General features: G+C 72.4%; 15 protein-coding genes. 5 read left to right on the forward strand and 10 right to left on the reverse strand.

Annotated features, from left to right (window positions below; genetic code table 11):
* Positions 1-33 precede the first annotated feature (33 nt).
* Complete coding sequence (locus tag ACFFGY_RS14950) at positions 34-672, reverse strand: 50S ribosomal protein L25/general stress protein Ctc (RefSeq protein WP_377045303.1); 639 nt, start codon at positions 670-672, stop codon at positions 34-36.
* Between the two features lie 190 nt (positions 673-862).
* On the opposite strand from ACFFGY_RS14950, the gene ACFFGY_RS14955 reads away from it, so the two are divergent.
* Positions 863-3,943 (forward strand): DUF2339 domain-containing protein, encoded by a 3,081-nt coding sequence (locus ACFFGY_RS14955; protein ID WP_377045304.1) that lies wholly within the window; start codon positions 863-865, stop codon positions 3,941-3,943.
* A 190-nt stretch (positions 3,944-4,133) separates the two neighbouring features.
* Here the strand turns inward: ACFFGY_RS14955 and ACFFGY_RS14960 are convergent, their stop codons facing one another.
* The 4 genes from ACFFGY_RS14960 to ACFFGY_RS14975 all read right to left on the reverse strand — a co-directional run bounded on the left by ACFFGY_RS14960 (position 4,134) and on the right by ACFFGY_RS14975 (position 7,504).
* Positions 4,134-4,991: a glucose 1-dehydrogenase gene (locus ACFFGY_RS14960; RefSeq protein WP_377045305.1), complete on the reverse strand. Its 858-nt coding sequence runs from the start codon at positions 4,989-4,991 to the stop codon at positions 4,134-4,136.
* Positions 4,992-5,171: 180 nt separating this feature from the next.
* The gene (locus ACFFGY_RS14965; protein WP_377045306.1) at positions 5,172-5,921 is read right to left on the reverse strand and encodes a histidine phosphatase family protein; all 750 of its coding nucleotides are present in this window, start codon (positions 5,919-5,921) and stop codon (positions 5,172-5,174) included.
* Positions 5,918-6,541, reverse strand: coding sequence for a glutathione S-transferase family protein (locus ACFFGY_RS14970; RefSeq protein ID WP_377045307.1), 624 nt, complete (start codon positions 6,539-6,541; stop codon positions 5,918-5,920). The genes ACFFGY_RS14965 and ACFFGY_RS14970 overlap by 4 nt, the downstream gene beginning before the upstream one ends.
* Before the next feature lie 30 nt (positions 6,542-6,571).
* On the reverse strand, positions 6,572-7,504 hold the full coding sequence (locus tag ACFFGY_RS14975; protein WP_377045308.1) for a ribose-phosphate pyrophosphokinase: 933 nt from the start codon (positions 7,502-7,504) through the stop codon (positions 6,572-6,574).
* A 227-nt stretch (positions 7,505-7,731) separates the two neighbouring features.
* Here ACFFGY_RS14975 and ACFFGY_RS14980 point away from each other — a divergent pair, with 227 nt between their 5' ends.
* A complete protein-coding gene (locus ACFFGY_RS14980; RefSeq protein WP_377045309.1) occupies positions 7,732-9,564 on the forward strand; it encodes a DUF6525 family protein in 1,833 nt (610 codons plus the stop codon).
* 15 nt (positions 9,565-9,579) lie between these two features.
* Here the strand turns inward: ACFFGY_RS14980 and ACFFGY_RS14985 are convergent, their stop codons facing one another.
* Entirely contained in the window at positions 9,580-10,599 is a 1,020-nt protein-coding gene (locus ACFFGY_RS14985) for a hypothetical protein (protein ID WP_377045310.1), read from the reverse strand.
* Between the two features lie 617 nt (positions 10,600-11,216).
* Between ACFFGY_RS14985 and ACFFGY_RS14990 the strand changes: the two genes are divergently transcribed.
* A complete protein-coding gene (locus ACFFGY_RS14990; RefSeq protein ID WP_377045311.1) occupies positions 11,217-11,702 on the forward strand; it encodes a cupin domain-containing protein in 486 nt (161 codons plus the stop codon).
* Between the two features lie 100 nt (positions 11,703-11,802).
* Here the strand turns inward: ACFFGY_RS14990 and pgeF are convergent, their stop codons facing one another.
* The 4 genes from pgeF to rfaD form a co-directional block, all read right to left on the reverse strand.
* A complete protein-coding gene (gene pgeF / locus ACFFGY_RS14995; RefSeq protein ID WP_377045312.1) occupies positions 11,803-12,576 on the reverse strand; it encodes a peptidoglycan editing factor PgeF in 774 nt (257 codons plus the stop codon).
* Positions 12,573-13,553: a class I SAM-dependent methyltransferase gene (locus tag ACFFGY_RS15000; protein WP_377045556.1), complete on the reverse strand. Its 981-nt coding sequence runs from the start codon at positions 13,551-13,553 to the stop codon at positions 12,573-12,575. Before ACFFGY_RS15000 ends, pgeF begins: the two co-directional genes overlap by 4 nt.
* 184 nt (positions 13,554-13,737) lie before the next feature.
* Complete coding sequence (gene lgt / locus ACFFGY_RS15005) at positions 13,738-14,565, reverse strand: prolipoprotein diacylglyceryl transferase (RefSeq protein ID WP_377045313.1); 828 nt, start codon at positions 14,563-14,565, stop codon at positions 13,738-13,740.
* Positions 14,562-15,539 (reverse strand): ADP-glyceromanno-heptose 6-epimerase, encoded by a 978-nt coding sequence (gene rfaD, locus ACFFGY_RS15010; RefSeq protein ID WP_377045314.1) that lies wholly within the window; start codon positions 15,537-15,539, stop codon positions 14,562-14,564. Before rfaD ends, lgt begins: the two co-directional genes overlap by 4 nt.
* A gap of 111 nt (positions 15,540-15,650) precedes the next feature.
* On the opposite strand from rfaD, the gene ACFFGY_RS15015 reads away from it, so the two are divergent.
* Positions 15,651-16,175, forward strand: a complete 525-nt coding sequence (locus ACFFGY_RS15015; RefSeq protein WP_377045315.1) for an accessory factor UbiK family protein — start codon at positions 15,651-15,653, stop codon at positions 16,173-16,175.
* A 438-nt stretch (positions 16,176-16,613) separates the two neighbouring features.
* Complete coding sequence (locus ACFFGY_RS15020) at positions 16,614-19,766, forward strand: FG-GAP-like repeat-containing protein (RefSeq protein ID WP_377045316.1); 3,153 nt, start codon at positions 16,614-16,616, stop codon at positions 19,764-19,766.
* The last annotated feature ends 243 nt before the right edge of the window (positions 19,767-20,009 follow it).

Consider the following 20,009-nt stretch of genomic DNA (forward strand, 5'->3'; position numbering starts at 1 on the left):
AGCGGCTCCTTACTATCTTACTATCTTACTATCTTACTTCTTGCCGCCCTTCTTGGCGGGCGCGGCAGGGGCGGGCGCCGGGGCGGCGACCACGACCTCTTCCTCGACCGTCGGCGCGGCCACCGTGGCCACCACGAAGTCGCGGCCCAGCACCGCCTCGGTGCCGAAGCTGTCCTTCACGTTGCTCCAGCGGAAGGTGTCGCCGATCGTGCCGGCGGCCACGTCGATCTCGAAGGCGTCCGGCACCTGGTCCGGGTCGGACAGGACCTCGATCTCACGGCGCACGACGTTCAGCGTGCCGCCTTCCTTGATGCCGGGCGCGTCGGCCTCGTTCAGGAAGTGAGCCGGCACCAGCACGCGGATCTTCTGACCCGGGGCGAGGCGCTGGAAGTCCACGTGCAGCGGCTGATCCGTCACCGGGTGGAACTGGATCTCGCGCATCAGGGTGCGCACCGGCGCGGCATCGCCCACCACGACCTCGTAGAGGTGCGAGCGCCAGCCGCCCTTCTGCAGTTCCTTGATGATGACGCGCGGGTCGAGGCTGAGAAGCGTCGCCTCCTGCTTGGCGCCGTAGATCACGGCGGGAACCTGTCCCGCCCGGCGGGTCGCGCGTGCTGCCCCCTTACCTGCCTGCTCGCGCGCCGCGCCTTCGATCCGGATGGTCTGGACCATGGCCGTGTTTCCTTGACATGAGAAAGGCCCGGCGGAACCGGGCGCAAATAACAGCGCGCCGGCCTCCAGGGGTGCCAGCGTGCGGAGCGGTGCTTAGCGCGCCGCGACGGCTTGGCGCAACCGCTGATCCGGCAGGTCCGATACGCGGCCGGCTTGACCGCACCCCGGCGGCGGCCCCAAGCCGTTTCGCATGGATGACGTCTTCCTGCTGCTCCTGCTCGTGCCGGTCGTGCTGCTGGTGCTCTCGATCGTGGCGATCGCGATGGCGGCCAGGGCGCTGAGCCAGGGGCGGCGGCTGGAGCTGGCGGTGCTGGGGCTGCAGGCGGAGCTGTCGCGGCGCAGCCAGGCCGGCATGGAGAAAGCGGCCGCACCGGCGGCGCCCCGTCCCTGGGAACGGGTTTCTGCGGCAACGTTGCCCGGCACCGGCGCGGGGGATGCGGCCACCCTCCCCGGAGCGGAGGGTGCGACCGGGACGATCCCGCCCGCTGCGGCCCTGGCAATCCCCCGTCCGGCGGAGGCCGTAGAAGGCAGCCACGGCCGGAGCGACTCCGCCGGGGAACGGGGCGCCGGGGACGACGCCCTCCTCGCGGCCCGCGCGGCGCCGGACGGCGGCGACCCGGCCGCCCCGGGCGAGGCGCCCTCACCCGCCGGCGCCGTCCCGCCGCGGCGCGGGCTGGAAGAAGCGATCCTCCTGCGCTGGGGCGTCTGGCTCGGCGCGGCCGCGCTGGCGCTGGCGGCGGTGTTCCTGGTCCGCACGGCGCTGGACGAGGGCTGGCTCGGCCCCGAGGCACGCTGCGCGCTCGCGGCGCTCGGCGGCCTCGCGCTGGTCGGCGGGGCGGAATGGCTGGCGCGCCGCCCGGCGAAGGGCGCCCTGCCGGACTTCGCCCCGGCCGGGCTGGCGGCGGGCGGCGTGGCGACGCTGTTCGCGGCGGGCTACGCCGCCACCGCGCTCTACGGGTTGCTGGGGCCGCTCACCGGGTTCGGGGCGATGTCGGCGGTAGGCGTCGCGGGCATCCTGCTCGCGCTGCGCTTCGGCCCGGCGGTCGGCCTTCTGGGGCTGGCGGGCGCCTTCGTGACGCCGATCCTGGTGCAGACCGAGGCGCCCTCGCTGCCCGGGCTGTTCGGCTACCTGCTGGTGGTGGTGGCGGCCGCGATGGCCGTGGTGCGGCGCACCGCCTGGGCCTGGCTCGGCTGGTGCGCCGTGGCCGGCGGCGCCGCCTGGGTGCTGATCGGCAACGCCCTCGCCGCCGACGAGGCGGGCGGCATGGCCCCCGACACCTGGGCCATCGCCCTCTTCGTGCCGGCCGCCGCGGCGCTGCACCTGTGGAGCCTGCCCGGCGTGGCGCTGGATCGCCCGCTCGGCCGGCGGCTCTCGGTGGTGCCGGTGCTGGCGCTGGGCCTGGCCGCCGGGTTCTTCGCGGTGGACACCGCCTCTGTCTGGCCGGCCGTGGCGATCCTGACCCTGGCGGCGGTGGCGATCGCGCGCGCAGTCGTGGAGCCGAGGCTGATCCTGGCACCCGCCGCCGGGGCGCTGCTGGGGCTTCTGCTGCTGGGCTGGTGGGCCTTGCCCTGGCCGGGCGCGTTCCAGCCTGTCCCGGAAGCGGTGATCGAGCCGGTGGTGCCGTTCCCCGTCATCCCGGAGGCGCTGGATGGCTACGTCGCGGTGGCGGCGATCCTGGCGGCGATGTTCCTGATCTCCGGCACGTGGCTGGAGGGACGTGGCGGCGCGCTGTTCGCAGCGCAGCGCGGCGGTGTGGGCTCGCTGGAGGCTGGTCCGACCCGCGCGGGTGAGGTCACCGAGCAGGCTGGGCGGAACAGCGCCCCTGGGAATGCTGCCGAACCGAGCGGGCCAGCGGTGTCCGAACTACCCGATGCCGGGCCAACGGTTCTCGGGCCACCCGATGCCGGGCCGGCCGCGGAAGCCGCCGCAGGACGACCCGTGCCGGGCGGCGCGGGGGACAGCGGGGCTGTCGCCCACCGTGCGGCCATCGCCTGGGCCGGGCTGGCCGCGGCGGTGCCGGTGCTGGTGCTGCTGATCGCCTATGCGCGCATCGGCGGCTTCGTGGCGGATGGCCGCTGGGCCCTGGGGGCCCTGGCGCTGGCCGCCCTGTCGGTGGGGATGACGGCGCGCGCGATGCGGGCGGGGCGAGAACCCGCGGCCGGCGCCCATGCCGCAGCGGCGGTGGCGGCGGTGGCGCTGGGCTGCGCCATGATCCTGCGCGACCAGTGGCTCAGCGTCGCGGTCTCGCTGACGCTGCCGCCGCTGGCCCTGATCGCCGGGCGCACCGGCCTGCGGGCGCTGCGCGGCGTGGCGGCGGTGGTGGCGGCTGTGGTGCTGGTGCGGCTGCTGCTGAACCCCTCGGTGCTGGACTACGCGCTGGGCGGCCAGGTGGTGCTGAACGGGCTGCTGCCGGCCTACGGCCTGCCGGCGCTGGCCTGCCTGCTGGCCGCTTGGTGGTTCCGGCGCGACGGCGACGACGGCGCGGTGGCGCTGCTGGAGGCCGGCGGGGCGGCGCTGCTCTCGGCGCTGGTGCTGCTGGAGGTCCATCACGGCTTCGACCCCGGCTTCTGGCTGGACGAGGGCGCCTTCCGCTTCCGCGAGCTGGCGATCCACGTGGCGGCGCTGTCGGCCATGGCGCTGGTGGCCTTGTACGTTGCGCGGCGCACGGGCCGCATCGTGGCGTGCTGGGCCTGGCGGCTGCTGGGCGGGGCGGCGGTGCTGCTGGAGGTCTGGCTGATCGTGCTCAACCCCGGCGTCACCGGCGAGGCCGTCGGCGCGACCGCGGTCGCCAACGCGCTGCTGCCCGCCTTTCTCCTGCCCGCGCTGGCCGCTGCCGCGGCGCTGGGGGCACGCGAAACCGCGCGTCCCGCGGCACTGCGGCCGGTGCTCGGCGTGCTGGTGCTGGTGGCGACCCTGGTGTGGAGCACGCTGGAGGTCCGGCACGGTTTTCACGGCGACGCGCTGGAACTCCTGTCCGGCGAGGTGCCGGTGGAGGAAGCGGAGCTCTGGGTCTGGAGCGGCGCCTGGGCGGCGCTGGGCGTGGCGGCGCTGCTGGCCGGGCTGCGGCTCGCGATGCCGGCGCTGCGCTGGGCCGGACTGGCGCTGGTGGCTCTGACGGCGGCCAAGGCCTTCCTGGTGGACATCGCGGCGCTGGGCGGGCTTTGGCGCGTGCTGTCCTTCCTGGGGTTGGGCCTGGTGCTGATCGGGCTGGGCGCGGCCTATCGCCGGCTGCTGCCCGCCGCGCGCGGGGGCGCGGAAGCGGGGGAATGACGCCACCGCGCGGGACTGGTGCGGTGGCCGCGCGGAAGACGGGCTGCGCTTCCGCCGATCGGTCTGACCGGCCGGGCGGCGGCGGCCGTGTCTCCGGCGAAGCACGCCCCGGGCCGCCGGCGTGGCGGCCCAGTCACGGCCCTCCGGCGATGAGGCGCGCCCCGGCGGGTGCCGGGGCGGCCGGGGGGCCTCACAGGAAGGGCGTGCCGCCGGTCACCGGGATGATGGCGCCGGAGATGTAGCTCGCACCCTCGGAGGCCAGCAGCACGTAGGCCGCGGCGAGTTCCGCCGGCTGGCCGGCCCGCTTCATCGGCACCTGCTGGCCGAACTCCTTCACCCGCTCCGGCGGCATGGTGGAGGGGATCAGCGGCGTCCAGATCGGCCCCGGCGCCACGGCGTTCACGCGGATGCCCTTTTCCGCCACCAGCTGCGCCAGCCCTGCGGTGAAGTTGGCGATGGCGCCCTTGGTGGTGGCGTAGGCCAGCAGCGAGGGCGAAGGCTTGTCGGCGTTGATCGAGGTCGTGTTGATGATCGAGGCGCCGGACTGCATGTGCTTCATCGCCGCGCGGGTGATGCGGAACATCGCGAAAACGTTGGTGTCGAAGGTGCGCTGCCAGTCCTCGTCCGAGATGTCGTCGATGCTCTCGTAGGTCTTCTGGAAGGCGGCGTTGTTGACCAGGATGTCGATGCCGCCGAGCTGGGCGACAGCTTCGTCCACGATGCGCTGGCACTGCGCGGCGCCGGTGATATCGCCCGACACCAGCACCGCCTTGCGCCCGGCGGCCTCCACCAGCCTGGCGGTTTCGCGCGCGTCCTCGTCCTCGTTGAGGTAGGCGATCAGCACGTCGGCGCCCTCACGCGCGAAGGCGATGGCGACCGCGCGGCCGATGCCGCTGTCGGCGCCGGTGATGATGGCCCGCTTGCCCTTCAGGCGGTCCGAGCCGCGGTAGCTGTCCTCGCCGTGGTCGGGCTTCGGGGTCATGGCGCCGGTGGTGCCCGGAATCGGCTGCTGCTGCTCGGGCTGGGGCGGCTTGGGACGGTCGGACATGCTGGGTTTTCCCGGTTGCTGGCGGATCGGCGCCCCGCGCTGCCCCGGAGGGTGGCGAGTGCGCAGCTCAACAACGGCGGGAACCCCCAGGGGGTTTACCGAGGGTTCAGCCGGGAGGGGTTCAACCGGACAGGTTCAAAAGGGGGAGGCGAAACGGCGGCGGGATGGACCCCGCCGGCGTCAGCCGCCCAGTTCGGCCGGGGTGAAGCGCCAGGACCGGCCGCCGCCCACCGGGGGCTCGACCCAGAGTGGCAGGGCGTTGGGCGTGCGGACATTGGCCGGCAGTCCCGCCGCCTGGCGGAAGGCGCGCCACAGGGCACCGTGCGCGACCACCAGCACCGGGCCCGGCAGCGCCAGGGCGCGGTCGATGGCGCGGACGGTGCGGCGGCGCAGCTCGGGGAAGCTTTCGGCACCCTCGGGCGTCACGCGGCCCTCGACCCAGTCGTCGAACCATTCCGCCATCGGCTTGCCTTCCTGCACGCCGAAGGACACCTCGCGCAGGTCCGGGTCGGTGGCGAAGGGCAGGTCCAGCGCCTCGGCCACGATGCGGGCGGTGTGCTGGGCGCGGCCCAGTGGCGAGGCCACGACCGTCGCGATGCGCTGCGGACCGCGCAGCGCGCGCAGGGCGGCGGCGGCGCGGTGCGCCTGCTCCACGCCCACGGCGTTGAGCGGGATGTCCACGTTGCCCTGGCTCAGCCCGCGGGCGTTCCAGTCGGTTTCGCCGTGGCGCAGGAACCAGAAGGCCACCTGGCGGGCGGGGACGGAATGGTCCTCGCGCGGCGGGCCCTCGGGGCCGACCGGCGCGGGCTCATTTCCCGTGGCAGGCGGGGCCTTGCCCGCCGGTGCCGCGCCGGCCCCGTTCGGGCCGGCGGACAGGTCATCGGTCACGGGCGGCGCCAGCCGGTCCGCTTCGCCGCCCGCGCCGCTCAAGCCTCCAGGCCTTCGGCCTTCAGGGCGCGCTGCACGGCGGGGCGTGCCAGCATCCGCTCGTAATGCGCGGCGAGCTTCGGCGGCAGCTGGTGGCCCATGCGCTTCACCCACCAGAACTCCACGAAGAAGAGCGCCGCGTCGGCGACGGAATAGCCGCTGGGCAGGACCCAGTCGCCGCCCTTCCAGCCCTTCTCGATCGTGGCGAAGTACTTCTCGGCGTTGCTCTTGCCGACCTCCAACACCTTCGGGTGGTCACCCTCGCTCGGCGCGAAGCGGCCGGGGGCGAAGAGGCGCGAGAAGGCCTGGGGATGCACGGTGCCGATCACGTAGTCGGTCATCTCGAGGCAGCGGACCTGGTCCTCGACCGCCGTGGGCCAGAGCTTCGCCTCGGGCGCGGTGCCGGCCAGCGCGAGCGCGATGGCCGGCCATTCCGTCACCACCGTGCCGTCGTCGCGCTGCAGCGTCGGCACCTTGTGCTTGGGGTTCACCTCGAGGAACTCGGGCCGCAGCTGCGCCTGCTCCTTCAGCGACACCACCACGCCCTCGTAGGGCTTGCCGGTTTCCTCGAGGATCACGTGGATGCCGAGACTGCAGGCACCGGGCGAGTAGAAGAGCTTCACGTCAGGGAACTCCCTCGAGGAACAGGTGGGTCAGTTGAACAGCGTGGAGACCGAGGCTTCCTCGCTGATGCGGCGCATCGCCTCGGCCAGCAGCGGCGCGATGGTGAGCTGGCGGATGTTGGAGCTCACCCGCACGGCCTCGGTGGCCTGGATGCTGTCGGTGATCACCATCTTCTCGATGGGCGAGGCGCCGATGCGCGCCACGGCCCCGCCCGAGAGCACGCCGTGGGTGACGTAGACCGAGGCCGAGCGGGCGCCCATCTTCATCAGCGCTTCCGCCGCGTTGCAGTGCGTGCCGCCGGAATCCACGATGTCGTCGACGATGATGCAGTCGCGCCCGTCCACGTCGCCGATCACGTTCATCACTTCCGACACGCCGGCGCGGGGGCGGCGCTTGTCCACGATCGCGAGGTCGGTGTGCAGCCGGGTCGCGATGGCGCGCGCGCGCACCACGCCGCCGACGTCGGGCGAGACCACCATCAGGTCGCGGCCCTTGAAGCGCTCCATGATGTCGCGGGCGAAGAGCGGGGCGGCGAAAAGGTTGTCGACGGGGATGTCGAAGAAGCCCTGGATCTGCCCGGCGTGCAGGTCCATCGTCAGCACGCGGTTGGCGCCGGCCTCGGTGATGAGGTTGGCGACGAGCTTGGCCGAGATCGGCGTGCGCGAGCCGGACTTACGATCCTGCCGGGCATAGCCGAAATACGGGATCACCGCGGTGATGCGGCGCGCCGAGGCCCGGCGCAGCGCGTCGAGCGTGATCAGCAGCTCCATCAGGTTGTCGTTCGTGGGGTAGCAGGTGGACTGCACCACGAAGACATCCTCGCCACGAACGTTCTCGTGGATCTCGACGAAGATTTCCATGTCGGCGAAGCGCCGCACGGAGGCCTGCGTCAGCGGGAGGTTGAGGGAAGCAGCCACCGCCTCGGCGAGGGGACGGTTGCTGTTGCAGGCGAGGATCTTCATGGGAAAATGCCCTGGTGGGAGGCGCGCTGCGGGATAGCAACCGCGCGCAGTTGTGTCCATGCGAAGCAAGCAGGGCTGAGGCGATGGGCGGTGTTTCAGGTGCCCCTGTGGGGGATTCGCACCGGATGAGGCCCGGACGCCGATCATGGCTTGAGTTATGTTATAACGTACTTGTAGATTGCCCGGCTGAGGCGGGAGTTTTCCGCCCCATGCGGAGGCACCGAGGCTTGGGCAACGACATCTCACCACGCGACGACATCTGGCGCCGCTTCCCGGGCGACGAGTGGGACAGCTTCGACGCCCTGCCCGCCGCCATCCGCCGGCGCCTGCAGCAGCACGCCTACGATGCGTGGAGCAGCAATGCCCTGCTCTTGTGGAGGACCCTGCGTCGTCGCCACGCCTCTTCCGCCCGGGCGGAAACGCTGCTGCTCCGTCACATCGACCATTGCGAGCGGCTGGAGCGCGAGGCTTTCGCCGCGATCTGGCAGGCGCGGCGGGGCACCGTGCTGCCGCACCTCGCGGCCGCGGCCTCGGTGCTGCGCGACAGGTTGCCGGGGGCAGCGCAGGATGGCGGCGCGGCGGCGCGTGATGCTTCCGCCCCTTCCGCCATGGTGCCGGCCCCGCGCGGAGGGCGCCGGCGGGCTCGTTCCTCCCCCCGCCGTGGCGCGACACCGGCGGCGCCCCGGTCCGCTTTCGGACAGAGCGCCGCCACGGTTCTGGCCGCCGCGATGCTGGCGCTGGCGGGCGCGGTGCTTCCCGCCTCCGGCGCATGGGCGCAGGACGACAGTCCGGCGCGCGGCGACCAGCCCTGCGACGAGGGGATCGCGGTCAACACCGGCAGTTGCCTGTCGGGCGAGGTGCTGGCGGACGGCTTCGCCAACACGCGCGGCGGCGTCCATCGCGGCGTGGCAGCGCTGACGCAGCTCAAGCTCGGACTGGGCGTGGACCTCGGCGCGCTGGCGGGCCTCGATGGCTGGAGCTTCCAGTTCTCGGGCTTCGCGATCTACGGGCGGCAGCCGACGCCGACGCTGGTGGGTAGCCTCAGCGCGCTGAGCAATGCCGAGGCGCTGTCCACCGTGCGGCTGGGCGAGCTGTGGCTGCAGCGGACGGTGGACGGCGTGGGCTCCGTGCGCTTCGGGCAGCTGACCGCGGATTCGGAGTTCTTCACGGCGCAGAGCGCGGGCGGCCTCATCAACGGCACCTTCGGCTGGCCGCTGGCGACCTCCACCGCCCTGCCCTCCGGCGGGCCGGGCTATCCCTTCGCGACGCCGGGCGTACGGCTGGCGATCGGCGACCCGGATGACGGCACGGGGCTGCGCGCCGCGATCTTCGCGGGCGATCCGGCAGGCCGGCCGGGCGAGAGCGACCCGCAGCGGCACAATCGCTTCGGCACCAATTTCAGCCTCCAGGGCGGTTCCTTCACCATCGCCGAGGCGGTGACCGGCGGCACCGCGCCGAAGGAAGGGGCGCTGCGCCCCTGGGTGCTCAAGGCCGGTGGCTGGTTCCACAATGGCGGGTTCAGCAGCCAGCGCGGTGATCCCACGATCTACAACAGCGACCCGGCCTCGGCGGGCATCCTTCCCGACACGGAGGGTCCGGCCCCGCGGCTGCGCAACGACTACGGGCTCTACGGCGTGGGCGAGGCGGTGCTCTGGCGCGGCGAGCACGGCAGCCTGGCCACCTTCGCGCGCGGCTCGCTGACGCCGGCCAGCCGCAACCTGCTCGGCGCCTACGTCGATGGCGGCCTGGCCTGGGCGGGTCCCTTCGGGCGGGAAGCGGACACGATCTCGCTCGGCGCCGCCTGGGCGCGCACCGGCTCGGACGGGCGGGCGCTGGACCGGGCGCTGCGGGCGCGGGGCGTGGCCGTGCCGCTGCGCGACCGCGAAATCACGGTGGAAGCGAACTACAATTATGCCGTGGTGGCGGAGCACCTCTCGGTGCAGCCGGTGGTGCAGTACATCTCGCACCCGGGCGCCGGCATCCCGGACGGGCGCGTCAGCACCGGGCGCGGGTTGCGCGACGCTGTGGTGGTGGGACTGCGGCTGCGGGCGACGCTGTAGCGCGCCGCCGCACCCTCAGACCGGCGGCCGTCCCGCCAGGGCCGCGGGCACCGGCAGGCTGTTATCCGGAACCGCCGCGGGGGTCGCGGCACCGGCCACGCCCTTGCCGGCCGGCGCGGCCGGGGTGCTCGCCTCCTCGCGCGCCGGCTTCTTCGCCTCGGCCGGGCCGAAGCCGCCGGCATTGGCGATGATGTCGCGCACGCCCTGCGCCGCTTCCTGCGCCACCACGTAGGCGACGTCGCCCCACTGCCGGTCGAGCGAGTGCGGGGCGATTTCGTTGATCTGCACCGCGCGGCCGAGCTCCTGCCCGTCCTTGCGCTTGACGATCCACTGGATCTCGATGCGCTGCGTGCCGTTGGCGCCCGGGGCCACGGTGACCTCGCCCTGCAGGCTGAACACCGCGCCCTCGGAGCGGTCCTGGATCACGAAGCCCTTGTTGCCCAGGAAGTCCGTCATGCGGTCCGTCAGGGCGCGGTTGCCGTCGCCCGGCGCGCCGGTGACGGGGATGAAGCGCAGCGGCGGCGGGCCGCTGGCCACCAGCGTGGCCGGGTCGGCGGCACGGCGGGCGGCGTCGACGCGGCGCAGCAGGGTGGCCACCGTCTCGGCATCGGCCTGGGCGGAGCGGCGCAGCGTGGCGGGGGATTCGTTGCTCCATGCCTCGATCGGCACCGGCTTGCCGCGCGCCTCGGCCTCGGTCTTGCCGTCGGCATTCTGCAGGGCATAGCGCGGCACGACGTTGCGCCCTTCCGGCTCCGCCCGCACCACCAGCCGCCAGTCGAGCGGCAGCGGCGCGCCGGAGACCGCCGGGATCTCGGCCGCCACGAGCGCCTCGGCCAGGTCGTCGGCGAAGAGGCGGCTGGCGCGGTCGGTCAGCAGCGCGGCACCCGGCGGCGGCACGGCGATGCGGTAGGCCGGCGGCTGCGTCAGCTGCGCCGCCAGCCCGCCCGGCTGGCCGCGATAGGGCTGCGGAAAGTCGCCGCAGCCGGCGAGCGGGAACAGCAGCGCCAGGACGGCCGCGAAGGGGAAGCCGCGCATGGTCAGCCGATCACGCAGGAAGCAAGCAGCGTCAGGAACATCAGGATCACGAAGAGCACCATGTAGGGCATCGCGGCCGCTTATCGCGGGCCAGGGCCTCCGCGTCGAGCACGCAGTTCGTGGCGCGGGCCGGCGAAGACGGCTCCGGGCCGGGGTGTCCGGTTCGAGACGCCCGGTTCAGGGTAGCTGGTTCCGGGCCGCCGGGCGGGGCGCGGTCTGCCGGTAGGGTGCCCCGGCATTGGTTTCCGGCACGGGGCGGCGGCCCAGGGAAAGGGCGACAGGCAACGGCACGAGACCACGGCCGCGCCCCGGCGGCGGAGGCCGTAGCACCGGCCTGCCGCCGGCTGCCCCGCCCCCCCCACAGTCAGCGGCAGGCCGCATCCCTTTCCTGGCGGCCAGCGTGGCAGGGTATGGGGAACGGCCTTGCTGCCGACACGTGGCATGGCGGAACATCGTGCTGCCGCCCGCGGCAAGTTTGGAAAACCCATCCATTCCACCGGCCGCGAGGGGGCCTCATATTCGGAAGCCCTGCCGCACCGGTCACCCTGGTTCGCCCCCTGCGGGCGCCCGCGGCCATGACTTGCCTTGTTCTGGATTGCTGAGAAGGAGTTGCCCCGATGCCCGATGGCCTGATCGCCCGGAAGCCCGACGCGCCGGAAGCCGGCGCCAAGAAGGATTGGCGCAACGAGGGCATCAAGGTGGTGCGCGCCGGCGCCCGCTCCTGCGACACGCCGGAAACCCTGGGCATGAACCGCGAGGTGGCACTCAGCGGCGGCCGCACCGGTTCCACGAAGCTTTGGGCCGGCACCAACCTCCTCAAGCCGGGCCACCCGACCGGGCCGCACCACCACGGTGCGCTGGAAAGCGTGATCTACGTGGTGCACGGCCATGCGATCATGCGCTGGGGCGACCGGCTGGAGTTCATCACCGAGGCCCGCGCCGGCGACTTCCTGCAGGTGCCGCCCTTCATGCCGCACCAGGAGCTCAACGGTTCCGACACCGAGGACCTCCACTGCGTGCTGGTGCGCTCGGGCACGGAGGAGGTGATCGTCAACCTCGACGACCTCGACATCGAGCCGAACCCGGAGTGGATCCGCTTCTGAGCTAACCTCCGCCAGGCAGCCCCCTTCCAATCCGGGGGCTGCCCGCGGGAGGCGCCGCGCCGGTTCCGCGGCCGCGTCGCGAGGCCGCCCGCCCCGCCGCTCAGCGCGGCAGGGCGATGGCCGAGAGCTGGTGGCCGATCGGCCCTTCGCCGCGCAGCGTGCGGCGGCGGTACGAGAAGAACCGGGCCTCGTCGGCGCAGGTATCGGCCTCGATCACCCGCACCAGGCCGGTGCCCGCCCGCTCCAGCCGGGCCGCGATGTAGCCCGCCATGTCGAACTGCCAGTGCGCCGGGCGGTGGCCCGGGGCGAAGAAGGCTTCCGCTTCCTCCAGGCTCGGCAGCACGGCGTCGCGCAGGTCGTCGCCGACCTCGTAGGAGAGTTGGCGGATGCAGGGGCCCAGCACGGCGGTGACCCGTTCGCGCCGAGCGCCGATCCGTTCCATCGCGTCGAGCACCGCTTCGCAGACCCCGGCCACCGCGCCGCGCCAGCCAGCATGGCAGGCGCCGACCACGCCAGCCTCGGCATCCGCGAACAGGACCGGGCCGCAATCGGCGGTGATGATGCCCAGCGCCAGCCCGGGTCGGTCGGTGACCATGCCGTCGGCCTTGGGGCGGTCACCGGTTGTCAGCGGCCCGCGCAGCGTGACCACCGCCGCGCCGTGCACCTGGTGCAGGCCCACCAGCGATGCCGGCTCCAGCCCGATCGCCTGCATGGCGAGGGCGCGGTTCTCTGCCACGTCACCCGGGTCGTCGGCGCCCGAGAGCGCGCAGTTCAGCGAGGCGAAGCCCCCCTGCGAGACCCCGCCGCGCCGGGTGAAGAAGCCGTGCGGCAGGCCGGCCAGCGCGGGCGAGACGAGGAATTCGGCGGTGCTCATGCGTTGGCGAATCCGGGTGGCAGGGGAAAGCCGGGATGGCTGATGGCCAGGACCTGGAACAGCTCGCCCATCGCCTCGGAGGCGGTCAGGCGGTGCAGCGCGGCCATGTGCGCCGCCCCCTGGCGCGGGTTGGCCTGGGCCAGCATCGCCGCGCGCTGCCCGATGCCGATGCGGCGCAGGAACATGCCCTGCGAGAGCGGCCCGTGCGTCGCGGCGCCGGCTGCGGCCGCGGCATGCGCGACGGCGGCGAAATCCACGTGGGCGGTGAGGTCGGCCTCGCCGGGGTCGCGCAGCGGGTCCACCGGGGCGTGCCGTCGCACGGCCTGCAGGCTGTCGCCCGTGCCGCCCTGCGCGGTGCCGTAATCGATGAACAGTGCGACGCCCCCCTCCCCGGCCAGCCGGCGCGCCAGGGCGGCGGTGATCGCCAGGGCGGGTTCGCAGCGTTCCTGCACCGTGCCGTCGGGGAGCGAGGCGTCCTCCGGCGGCGCGTCCTCGGCGTCGCGCAAGAGGAAGCGGCCATCCTCCACCCAGCGTTCGCGCCAGCGCCCGCCCGCCCGCTCGAACTGCCGGATCGGCAGGGCGTCGAGGAACTCGTTGGCCAGGAGGATCGCCGGGCCCGGTGGCAGCGTGTCGATCCCGTCGTGCCAACAGGTGTCCGCGGCTGCGGCGCCCAGCGAGCGCCGCTGCGCCGCGCGCAGGGTGGGCGAGGTTTCCACCAGCTGCAGCCGGGCGGCGGCGGCGAAGGCTGGGATGACCTCGCGGATCGCGCGCAGGGCGTCGGCCATCAGCGTGCCGCGCCCGGGGCCGAGCTCCACCAGCAGCACCGGGTCCGGTGCGCCCATCATCTGCCAGCACACGGCGGCCCAGAGGCCCAGGCACTCGCCGAAGCTCTGGCTGATCTCGGGGGCGGTGGTGAAGTCGCCGGCGCGGCCGAAGGGATCGCGGCCGCCGTAGTAGCGCGCGGTGGCGCGGGCCATGAAGCGGTCGAGGCGCTCGGCCCCCGCCGGTGCGGGCACGGGCGGCGGGGGCAAGGGCGGATGGGCTGCGGCCGTCCCGGCTGGAACAGCCCCGGTTGCGAGCGACCCGGCTAGGCCTGGGCGGGACGGGTCCGGGTGGGGCGGGTCGTCGCTGCTGGGGTGGCCGGGCGGGGTCATCGCGGGTTCAGGCGCGTTCCTGAAGGGGCAGCCCCGTCGCGACCGTGGCGGGGCGGGCACGCAGCATCAGCCACAGCCCGAACAGCACCATCGGCACCGACAGGATCTGCCCCATGGTCACGCCGCCGAGCAGGAAGCCCAGCTGCACGTCGGGCTGGCGGAAGAACTCCGCCGCGATGCGCGCCACGCCGTAGCCCGCCAGGAAGGCGCCCGAGATGAAGCCCTGCCGCGCCCGCAGCGAGGGGACGCGCACCAGCAGCTGCAGCACGGCGAACAGCACCAGCCCTTCCAGCAGCGCCTCGTAGATCTGCGAGGGGTGGCGCGGCTCCGGCCCGGCATTGGGGAAGATCATGCCCCAGGGCACGTCGGTGGCGCGGCCCCAGAGCTCGCCGTTGATGAAGTTGGCGATGCGGCCGAGCAGCAGGCCGATCGGCACCACCGAGGTCACGCGGTCGGAAAAGCCCAGGAAGCTGAGGCCGTTGCGCCAGGTGAACAGCAGCAGCGCCACGATCACGCCGGCGGCCCCGCCGTGGAAGCTCATTCCGCCTTCCCAGAGGTAGAGGGCGCGGATCGGGTTCGCGAGGTAGTGGTCGGGCTGGTAGAACAAGACGTAGCCAATGCGCCCGCCCAGCACGATGCCCAGCGTGGCCCAGGTTACGAAGTCGTCCACCTGCTCGCGCGTCGCGACCTCGGGCGCCAGGCGCACCAGCCGGCGCACCAGCTGCCAGCCGATCACGATGCCCACGATATAGGCCAGCGCGTACCAGCGGATCACGAAGGGGCCGAGCTGCACCGCCACCGGGTCGAAGGCGGGAAAGAGAAGGGCTGGGATCATGCGTCGTCCGGCTGGCTGAGGAGGTGGTGGACGTAGCGGGCCACGCCGTCCTCCAGCGCTGTGGCGGGATGGGGGAAGCCGGCTGCGCGCAGGCGGTCCATCCGGGCCTCGGTGAAGTACTGGTACTTGCCCTTCAGGTCGTCGGGCATGGGAATGTAGCGGATCGCGGGGGCGCGGTTCAGCGCGGCATAGACCGCGAGCACGAGGTCCTCGAAGCTTCGCGCCGTGCCGGAGCCGCAGTTGAACAGGCCGGACACGTGCGGCTGTTCCATCAGCCACAGCATCGCCGCCACGCAGTCGTCCACGTGGACGAAGTCGCGCCGCTGGCCGCCGTCGGGGATGCCGGCGCGGTCGGAGGCGAAAAGGGTGGCGGCCTCGCCCGCGATGATCTGGCGGAACTTGTGCAGCGCCACCGAGGCCATGCGGCCCTTGTGGCCCTCACCGGGCCCGTAAACGTTGAAGAACTTAAGGCCTGCCCAATGCGGCGGCCGGGCCCGCCCGCGGGCCAGCAGGTCCACCACGCGGCGGTCGGTGGCGTGCTTGCTCCAGCCATACAGGTTCAGCGGATGGAGCTTCGCCAGCGCCGCGGGGTCCATGTCGTCATCGAAGCCCTCCGACCCGTCGCCGTAGGTCGCGGCGGAGGAAGCGTAAACCAGCGGCACGCGGTACTCGGCGCACCAGTCCCACAGGCGGAGTGTGAGCGTGAGGTTGCTGCGCGCCACCAGGTCCCCGTCGCGCACCGTGGTGGCGCTGACCGCGCCCAGGTGGAACACGCCCTCGACGTCGGAAGCGTCCGTCAGCCAGCGCTCCAGATCCTCAGGGGGAAGAACACCCGCGATCGGGCAGTCGGCGATGTTGCGCCACTTGCCCCCGTCGCGGAGCCGGTCGCAGACCAGCACCTCGGCGCCCCGGGCGCAAAGGGCGCGGACGAGGTTGGAGCCGATGAAGCCGGCGCCGCCGGTGACCAGGAACATCGCGGAATTGTCCCCATCGATTGCGGGCGGGATTGTGCGAAGCGGCACGGTCATCCCCATATGCCCCGCGTGATGGCAGTGCGCGCGTCGCACGGCAAGGGAGAGTGCTCGATGGATCAGGATCGCGGTTTCGGCAGTGGCTTCGGCGGGTTCGGTGGCGGGCCGCGGGAAGGTGCTGGCACCGGTTCCGGCGCTGGCGGGGGCTTCGGCGGCGGCTTCGGGCGGGGCAGCAAGCTGTTCGACGACCTGGCGGGCGTTGCGGGCGGCGCCTTCTCGGCGCTGACCGGCATCCGCAACGAGGCCGAGGCCGCCTTCCGCGCCCAGGCCGAGGGGGTGCTGCAGCGCCTCGACCTCGTGCGGCGGGAGGATCTGGACGCGGCGATGGAGCTGGCCCGCCGGGCGCGCGAGGAGAACGAGGGCCTGGCCATGCGCGTGGCGGTGCTGGAGAAGCTGGTGGCGACCATGGTGACGACGCCCGCCCCGACGGGTTCCGGCACGACGGGCCCCGCCCCCGCGCAGCCGGCCGAGCCCGTGCCCGGCAAGCCCGCGCCCGGCGCCTCGGTGGCCGATCCGGACACCCTCGGCGGCAGCGGCGGCAGCAGCGAGACCGAGGCGCGGCCGAACCCCACGCCCTGATCCACACCCCCGTCCGGGGCCGGTTGGACCGCGCCCGCCCCGGATTTCGGGCGGACGCCGCGCACGGGCCGGGGCTCGGCCGGGCCTGAAGGGTGCCGGGGCACAGCGGCGGGAGGCCCGATTCCGCCGCCCCCCTTTCCGCGAGCCCGGGTTCAGGGATCGGGCCGGCGCCACAGGCTCGAGCACGGGCTATCGAGCCTGCGGTCCTGGGAGGCCGGGTTCTCGCGGGCGGGGAGGCAGACCGGCCGCGTTTCGCGCCCGCTGACCTGATCTTTCCGGCCGATCCGGCACGGGCAAGGCCGAATCCACGCATGCTAACCGGATTGCAATGTTTTGGGGATCGAAATGGCGGTGGAGAGCGGCCGCCAACCCGCATGATCGTGACGTCGCCGGCTGGTTCTCCGTTTCTTCGCGCAGTTGAGCCTCTGGAGAGCCGCCTTGACGATCAGTCCCATGCTGACCGGAATCGTGCTGAACGATGACCTGAACACCAACGCCGATCAGGTGCAGTTCACCGTCACCTTCTCGGAACACGTCACCGGCCTGTCGGCTGCAAACTTCGCCGTGGCCACGGGGAGCGGCCTTTCAGGGGCGGCGGTCGTCGATGTCGTGTCGCTCGCGGGCGGTGAAGGCGACGGAACCAGCCAGAACAACGGCGAGCAGTTCCTCGTCACCGTCAGCACCGGGACCGGCCAGGGCAGCCTGCAGCTGATGTTCAACGGTGCTGGCGTGCACAACGCCGACGGCGTCCCGCTCGCGGGGTACGAGACCGGGTTCTCCGCGCCGGTCGCCGTCGGCGACGCGACCGGGGACTCGATGTGGGGCGCGGCCATCGGGGACTTCAACGGTGACGGCTTCGGGGACCTCGTTCTCAGCACCGGCCCGAAGGGCGCGGAAGTGTTGCTGAACGATGGACACGGCGGCTTCACCTCCTCCGGCCGCACCATCTGGCCGAGCATGGTTTACACGACCCTGGCCGTTGACGTGAACAATGACGGCTATGCCGACCTGGTGGGCGGCACGGGGCCGGAAGGCACGAACGGGATCACCGTGCTGTTGAGCAACGGGGATGGTACCTTCGCCGAGCCTGCATCCTACGCGGGCGTGAACACCGTGCCGAACCCGGTCGCCATAGCCAGCGGGGACCTGAACAAGGATGGCTACGTCGACGTCGTCGCCACGAACTACGACTCAGCGAGCGTCACGGTTTACCTGAACAAGGGAGACGGGACCTTTGCCGCCGGGGTGAACTACGAGGGGGGGGCCAGTCTTTCCTCCCTCGTGGCCGACTTCGATGGCGACGGCAATCTCGACGTCGCGACGACGTCGAACGGCCAGCTGGTGGTGCTGCACGGCAATGGTGACGGCACCCTGGGCAACGTGACCCAGACCAATCTGGGCGTCCAGCAACTCAACCTCCTGGCCGCGGCGGATCTCAACCATGATGGTGCTGCCGACCTCGTGGTCAGCCTGGGAAACACGTCTGGTGTCGCCGTGGTGATGAGTGACCACCACGGAGGCTTTTCCTCGGTGTCCTCCTACAAGTTGAGCAGCGATGCCGGCTACTTTCAAAGCGCAGCGCTCGCCGACGTTGACGGCGATGGCGTGCTCGACATCGTGGCCAACAGCGGCACGTCGGTCTCGGTGTTGAAAGGCCTGGGCAACGGCAGTTTCGCGCCGCCGGTCAGTTACTCGACGGGCGCCAGCTCCATCCAGATCGCGGCGGGCGACCTGAACAACGACGGCGTCGCGGACATCGTGTCGAGCAACGCCACCGGAGGCCCCGCCAATCTGCTGTTCAGCAACTCGACGCCGACCTTCAGCGATGCTTACGCCATCGACCACGTGGCTCCGTCCGGCAATGTCGTGCCCGACGACGCGGGCAGCGACGCCACGACGATGACCTTTCAGGTCAGCTTCAGCGAGGCCGTGACGGCGCTGAGCGAGAAGAGCTTTTCGCTGTCGGGCACCGGCTCCGCCCGCGGCGTCATCGAGAGCGTCACCGGCTCGGGCAGCAGCTACGTGGTCACCGTCAGCTCGATGGGCGGCTACGGCACGCTCAAGCTGGACCTCGCGCAGGATGCCAAGGTCACCGACACCGCTGGCAATCCCGCCGTCTTCCAGGCCGGCACCCACGAGGTTGCCATCAACTCGGGCTATACCGGCACCGTCACCGTGAAGGGTGATCTTGTGGCGGGCAGCGTTCTGTCGGCCGACAGCACGCTGGCGGATCCCGACGGCATGGGCCCGCTCCATTATCGCTGGGAACGCTTCGAAGGCGAAGGCGTCACCATCGTTGGCGAGGACAAGACCTACACGCTGACCGCCGACGACGTGGGCCACCACATGCGGCTCGTGGTGGCCTACGAAGATGGCCACAACAACATCGAGACCTACCGTACCGAGCAGACGGACACCGTTGCCGCGGACAATGCCGCGCCGGTCGGCGATGTCACGGCAGCGGGCGACCTGGTGCGGGGCGCGGAGCTGAGCGCGAGCAACACGCTCACCGATGCTGACGGCCTGGGGGAGGTCAGCTACCAGTGGCAGCGCGACGATGGCCAGGGGCAGTATGCCGACATCGAGGGCGCGGACGGCGGCACCTACCTGCTGACGCGCGACGACATCGGCCACAGCCTGCGACTGGTGGCGAGCTACACCGATGGCCACGGCGTCGCGGAAAACGTGATCGGCACGCCCACGGGCATCGTGACGGCGCGCGCCATCGCGGTGACGCCGGTGGATGACACGGTGTCGCAGCCCACGGAGGTCCTGACCTCCACCGAGGTGGCGGCGCGGCTGGCGGACGGCGATACCCTCGCCCCTGCCGCCGGCACCACGCAGGTTCACCTCGTGGACGGCACGATCAGCTATGCCGACGACAGCGACGCGGCCTACCTGACCCGCCTTTACGGCGCCGTGCTGGGACGCCAGGGCGAAGCGACGGGCCTGAGCTACTGGGCGCACGCCAGCGATGGCGGGCTCGACAAGCTTCAGGTCGCCGCGGCTTTCCTTGACAGCCCCGAGTACCGGGCGGGTCACGCCGACGAAACCGACGAGCAGTTCGTGGACGACCTGTATCACGACCTGCTGGGCCGTCCGGCCGATGCCGAAGGCGCGGCCTTCTTCAACGGGCTGCTCGCGAACGGCACCTCGCGCGCGCAGGTACTGGCCACGGTGGCGGACTCGTCCGAGGCGCAGAAGCAGTGGAGCGGGGTGACCTCGTCGGGCGTCTTCGTGCCGGACGAGAATATCGGCCTGGTCCGCGCCACCTACGAAACCGCTTTCGGCCGCGACGCCGAGGCCGGCGGGCTCAGCTACCACAGCGCGAACCTGCGGGCCGGGGAAACCCTGAGCCAGCTGGGTGACTCGTTCGAAATCTCGCCCGAGTTCCAGACCATGTACGGCACGCAGAACGATCACGACTACGTGGCAAGCCTGTACGAGCATGGGCTGGGGCGCAGCGGCAGTGAGGCGGAGATCGGCTACTACACCGCCATGCTGGACAGCCACGCCGCCGACCGGGGCGACGTCCTGATGGTCATTGCCACCTCGGCGGAGGCTCAGGCCCACCTGCACTGGAGCCTGTAGCCGCGAAGCACCCGCCGGTCCGGCAGCATCGTCATGCTTCCGGACCGGCCGAAACACCGTGCCCGGCGCGACGAAGGCCGGGCTGCCGTGATCCAGGGCAGCACCCTGTTTTCCGGTCGGCGTGGCGCGCGAAGCGCCACGCCGGCCGGGCCCGCACATCCCGCCTATCGATGGTCCTGCACACGCGCGGGTGATGCCGCCGAATCGCCGGGGGCCTTGCGGTTGCCGCCCGTTTGGCAGCGC

Source organism: Roseomonas elaeocarpi (genome assembly GCF_042433915.1).
In the GTDB taxonomy this organism is placed as follows: Bacteria; Pseudomonadota; Alphaproteobacteria; order Acetobacterales; family Acetobacteraceae; genus Roseomonas; species Roseomonas elaeocarpi.

Coding starts and splice junctions, on each gene's coding strand:
- ACFFGY_RS14950 (WP_377045303.1), bottom strand. CDS start 672: ATGGTCCAGACCATCCGGATCGAAGGCGCGGCGCGCGAGCAGGCAGGT.
- ACFFGY_RS14955 (WP_377045304.1), top strand. CDS start 863: ATGGATGACGTCTTCCTGCTGCTCCTGCTCGTGCCGGTCGTGCTGCTG.
- ACFFGY_RS14960 (WP_377045305.1), bottom strand. CDS start 4,991: ATGTCCGACCGTCCCAAGCCGCCCCAGCCCGAGCAGCAGCAGCCGATT.
- ACFFGY_RS14975 (WP_377045308.1), bottom strand. CDS start 7,504: ATGAAGATCCTCGCCTGCAACAGCAACCGTCCCCTCGCCGAGGCGGTG.
- ACFFGY_RS14985 (WP_377045310.1), bottom strand. CDS start 10,599: ATGCGCGGCTTCCCCTTCGCGGCCGTCCTGGCGCTGCTGTTCCCGCTC.
- ACFFGY_RS14990 (WP_377045311.1), top strand. CDS start 11,217: ATGCCCGATGGCCTGATCGCCCGGAAGCCCGACGCGCCGGAAGCCGGC.
- pgeF (WP_377045312.1), bottom strand. CDS start 12,576: ATGAGCACCGCCGAATTCCTCGTCTCGCCCGCGCTGGCCGGCCTGCCG.
- ACFFGY_RS15000 (WP_377045556.1), bottom strand. CDS start 13,553: ATGGCCCGCGCCACCGCGCGCTACTACGGCGGCCGCGATCCCTTCGGC.
- lgt (WP_377045313.1), bottom strand. CDS start 14,565: ATGATCCCAGCCCTTCTCTTTCCCGCCTTCGACCCGGTGGCGGTGCAG.
- rfaD (WP_377045314.1), bottom strand. CDS start 15,539: ATGTTCCTGGTCACCGGCGGCGCCGGCTTCATCGGCTCCAACCTCGTC.
- ACFFGY_RS15015 (WP_377045315.1), top strand. CDS start 15,651: ATGGATCAGGATCGCGGTTTCGGCAGTGGCTTCGGCGGGTTCGGTGGC.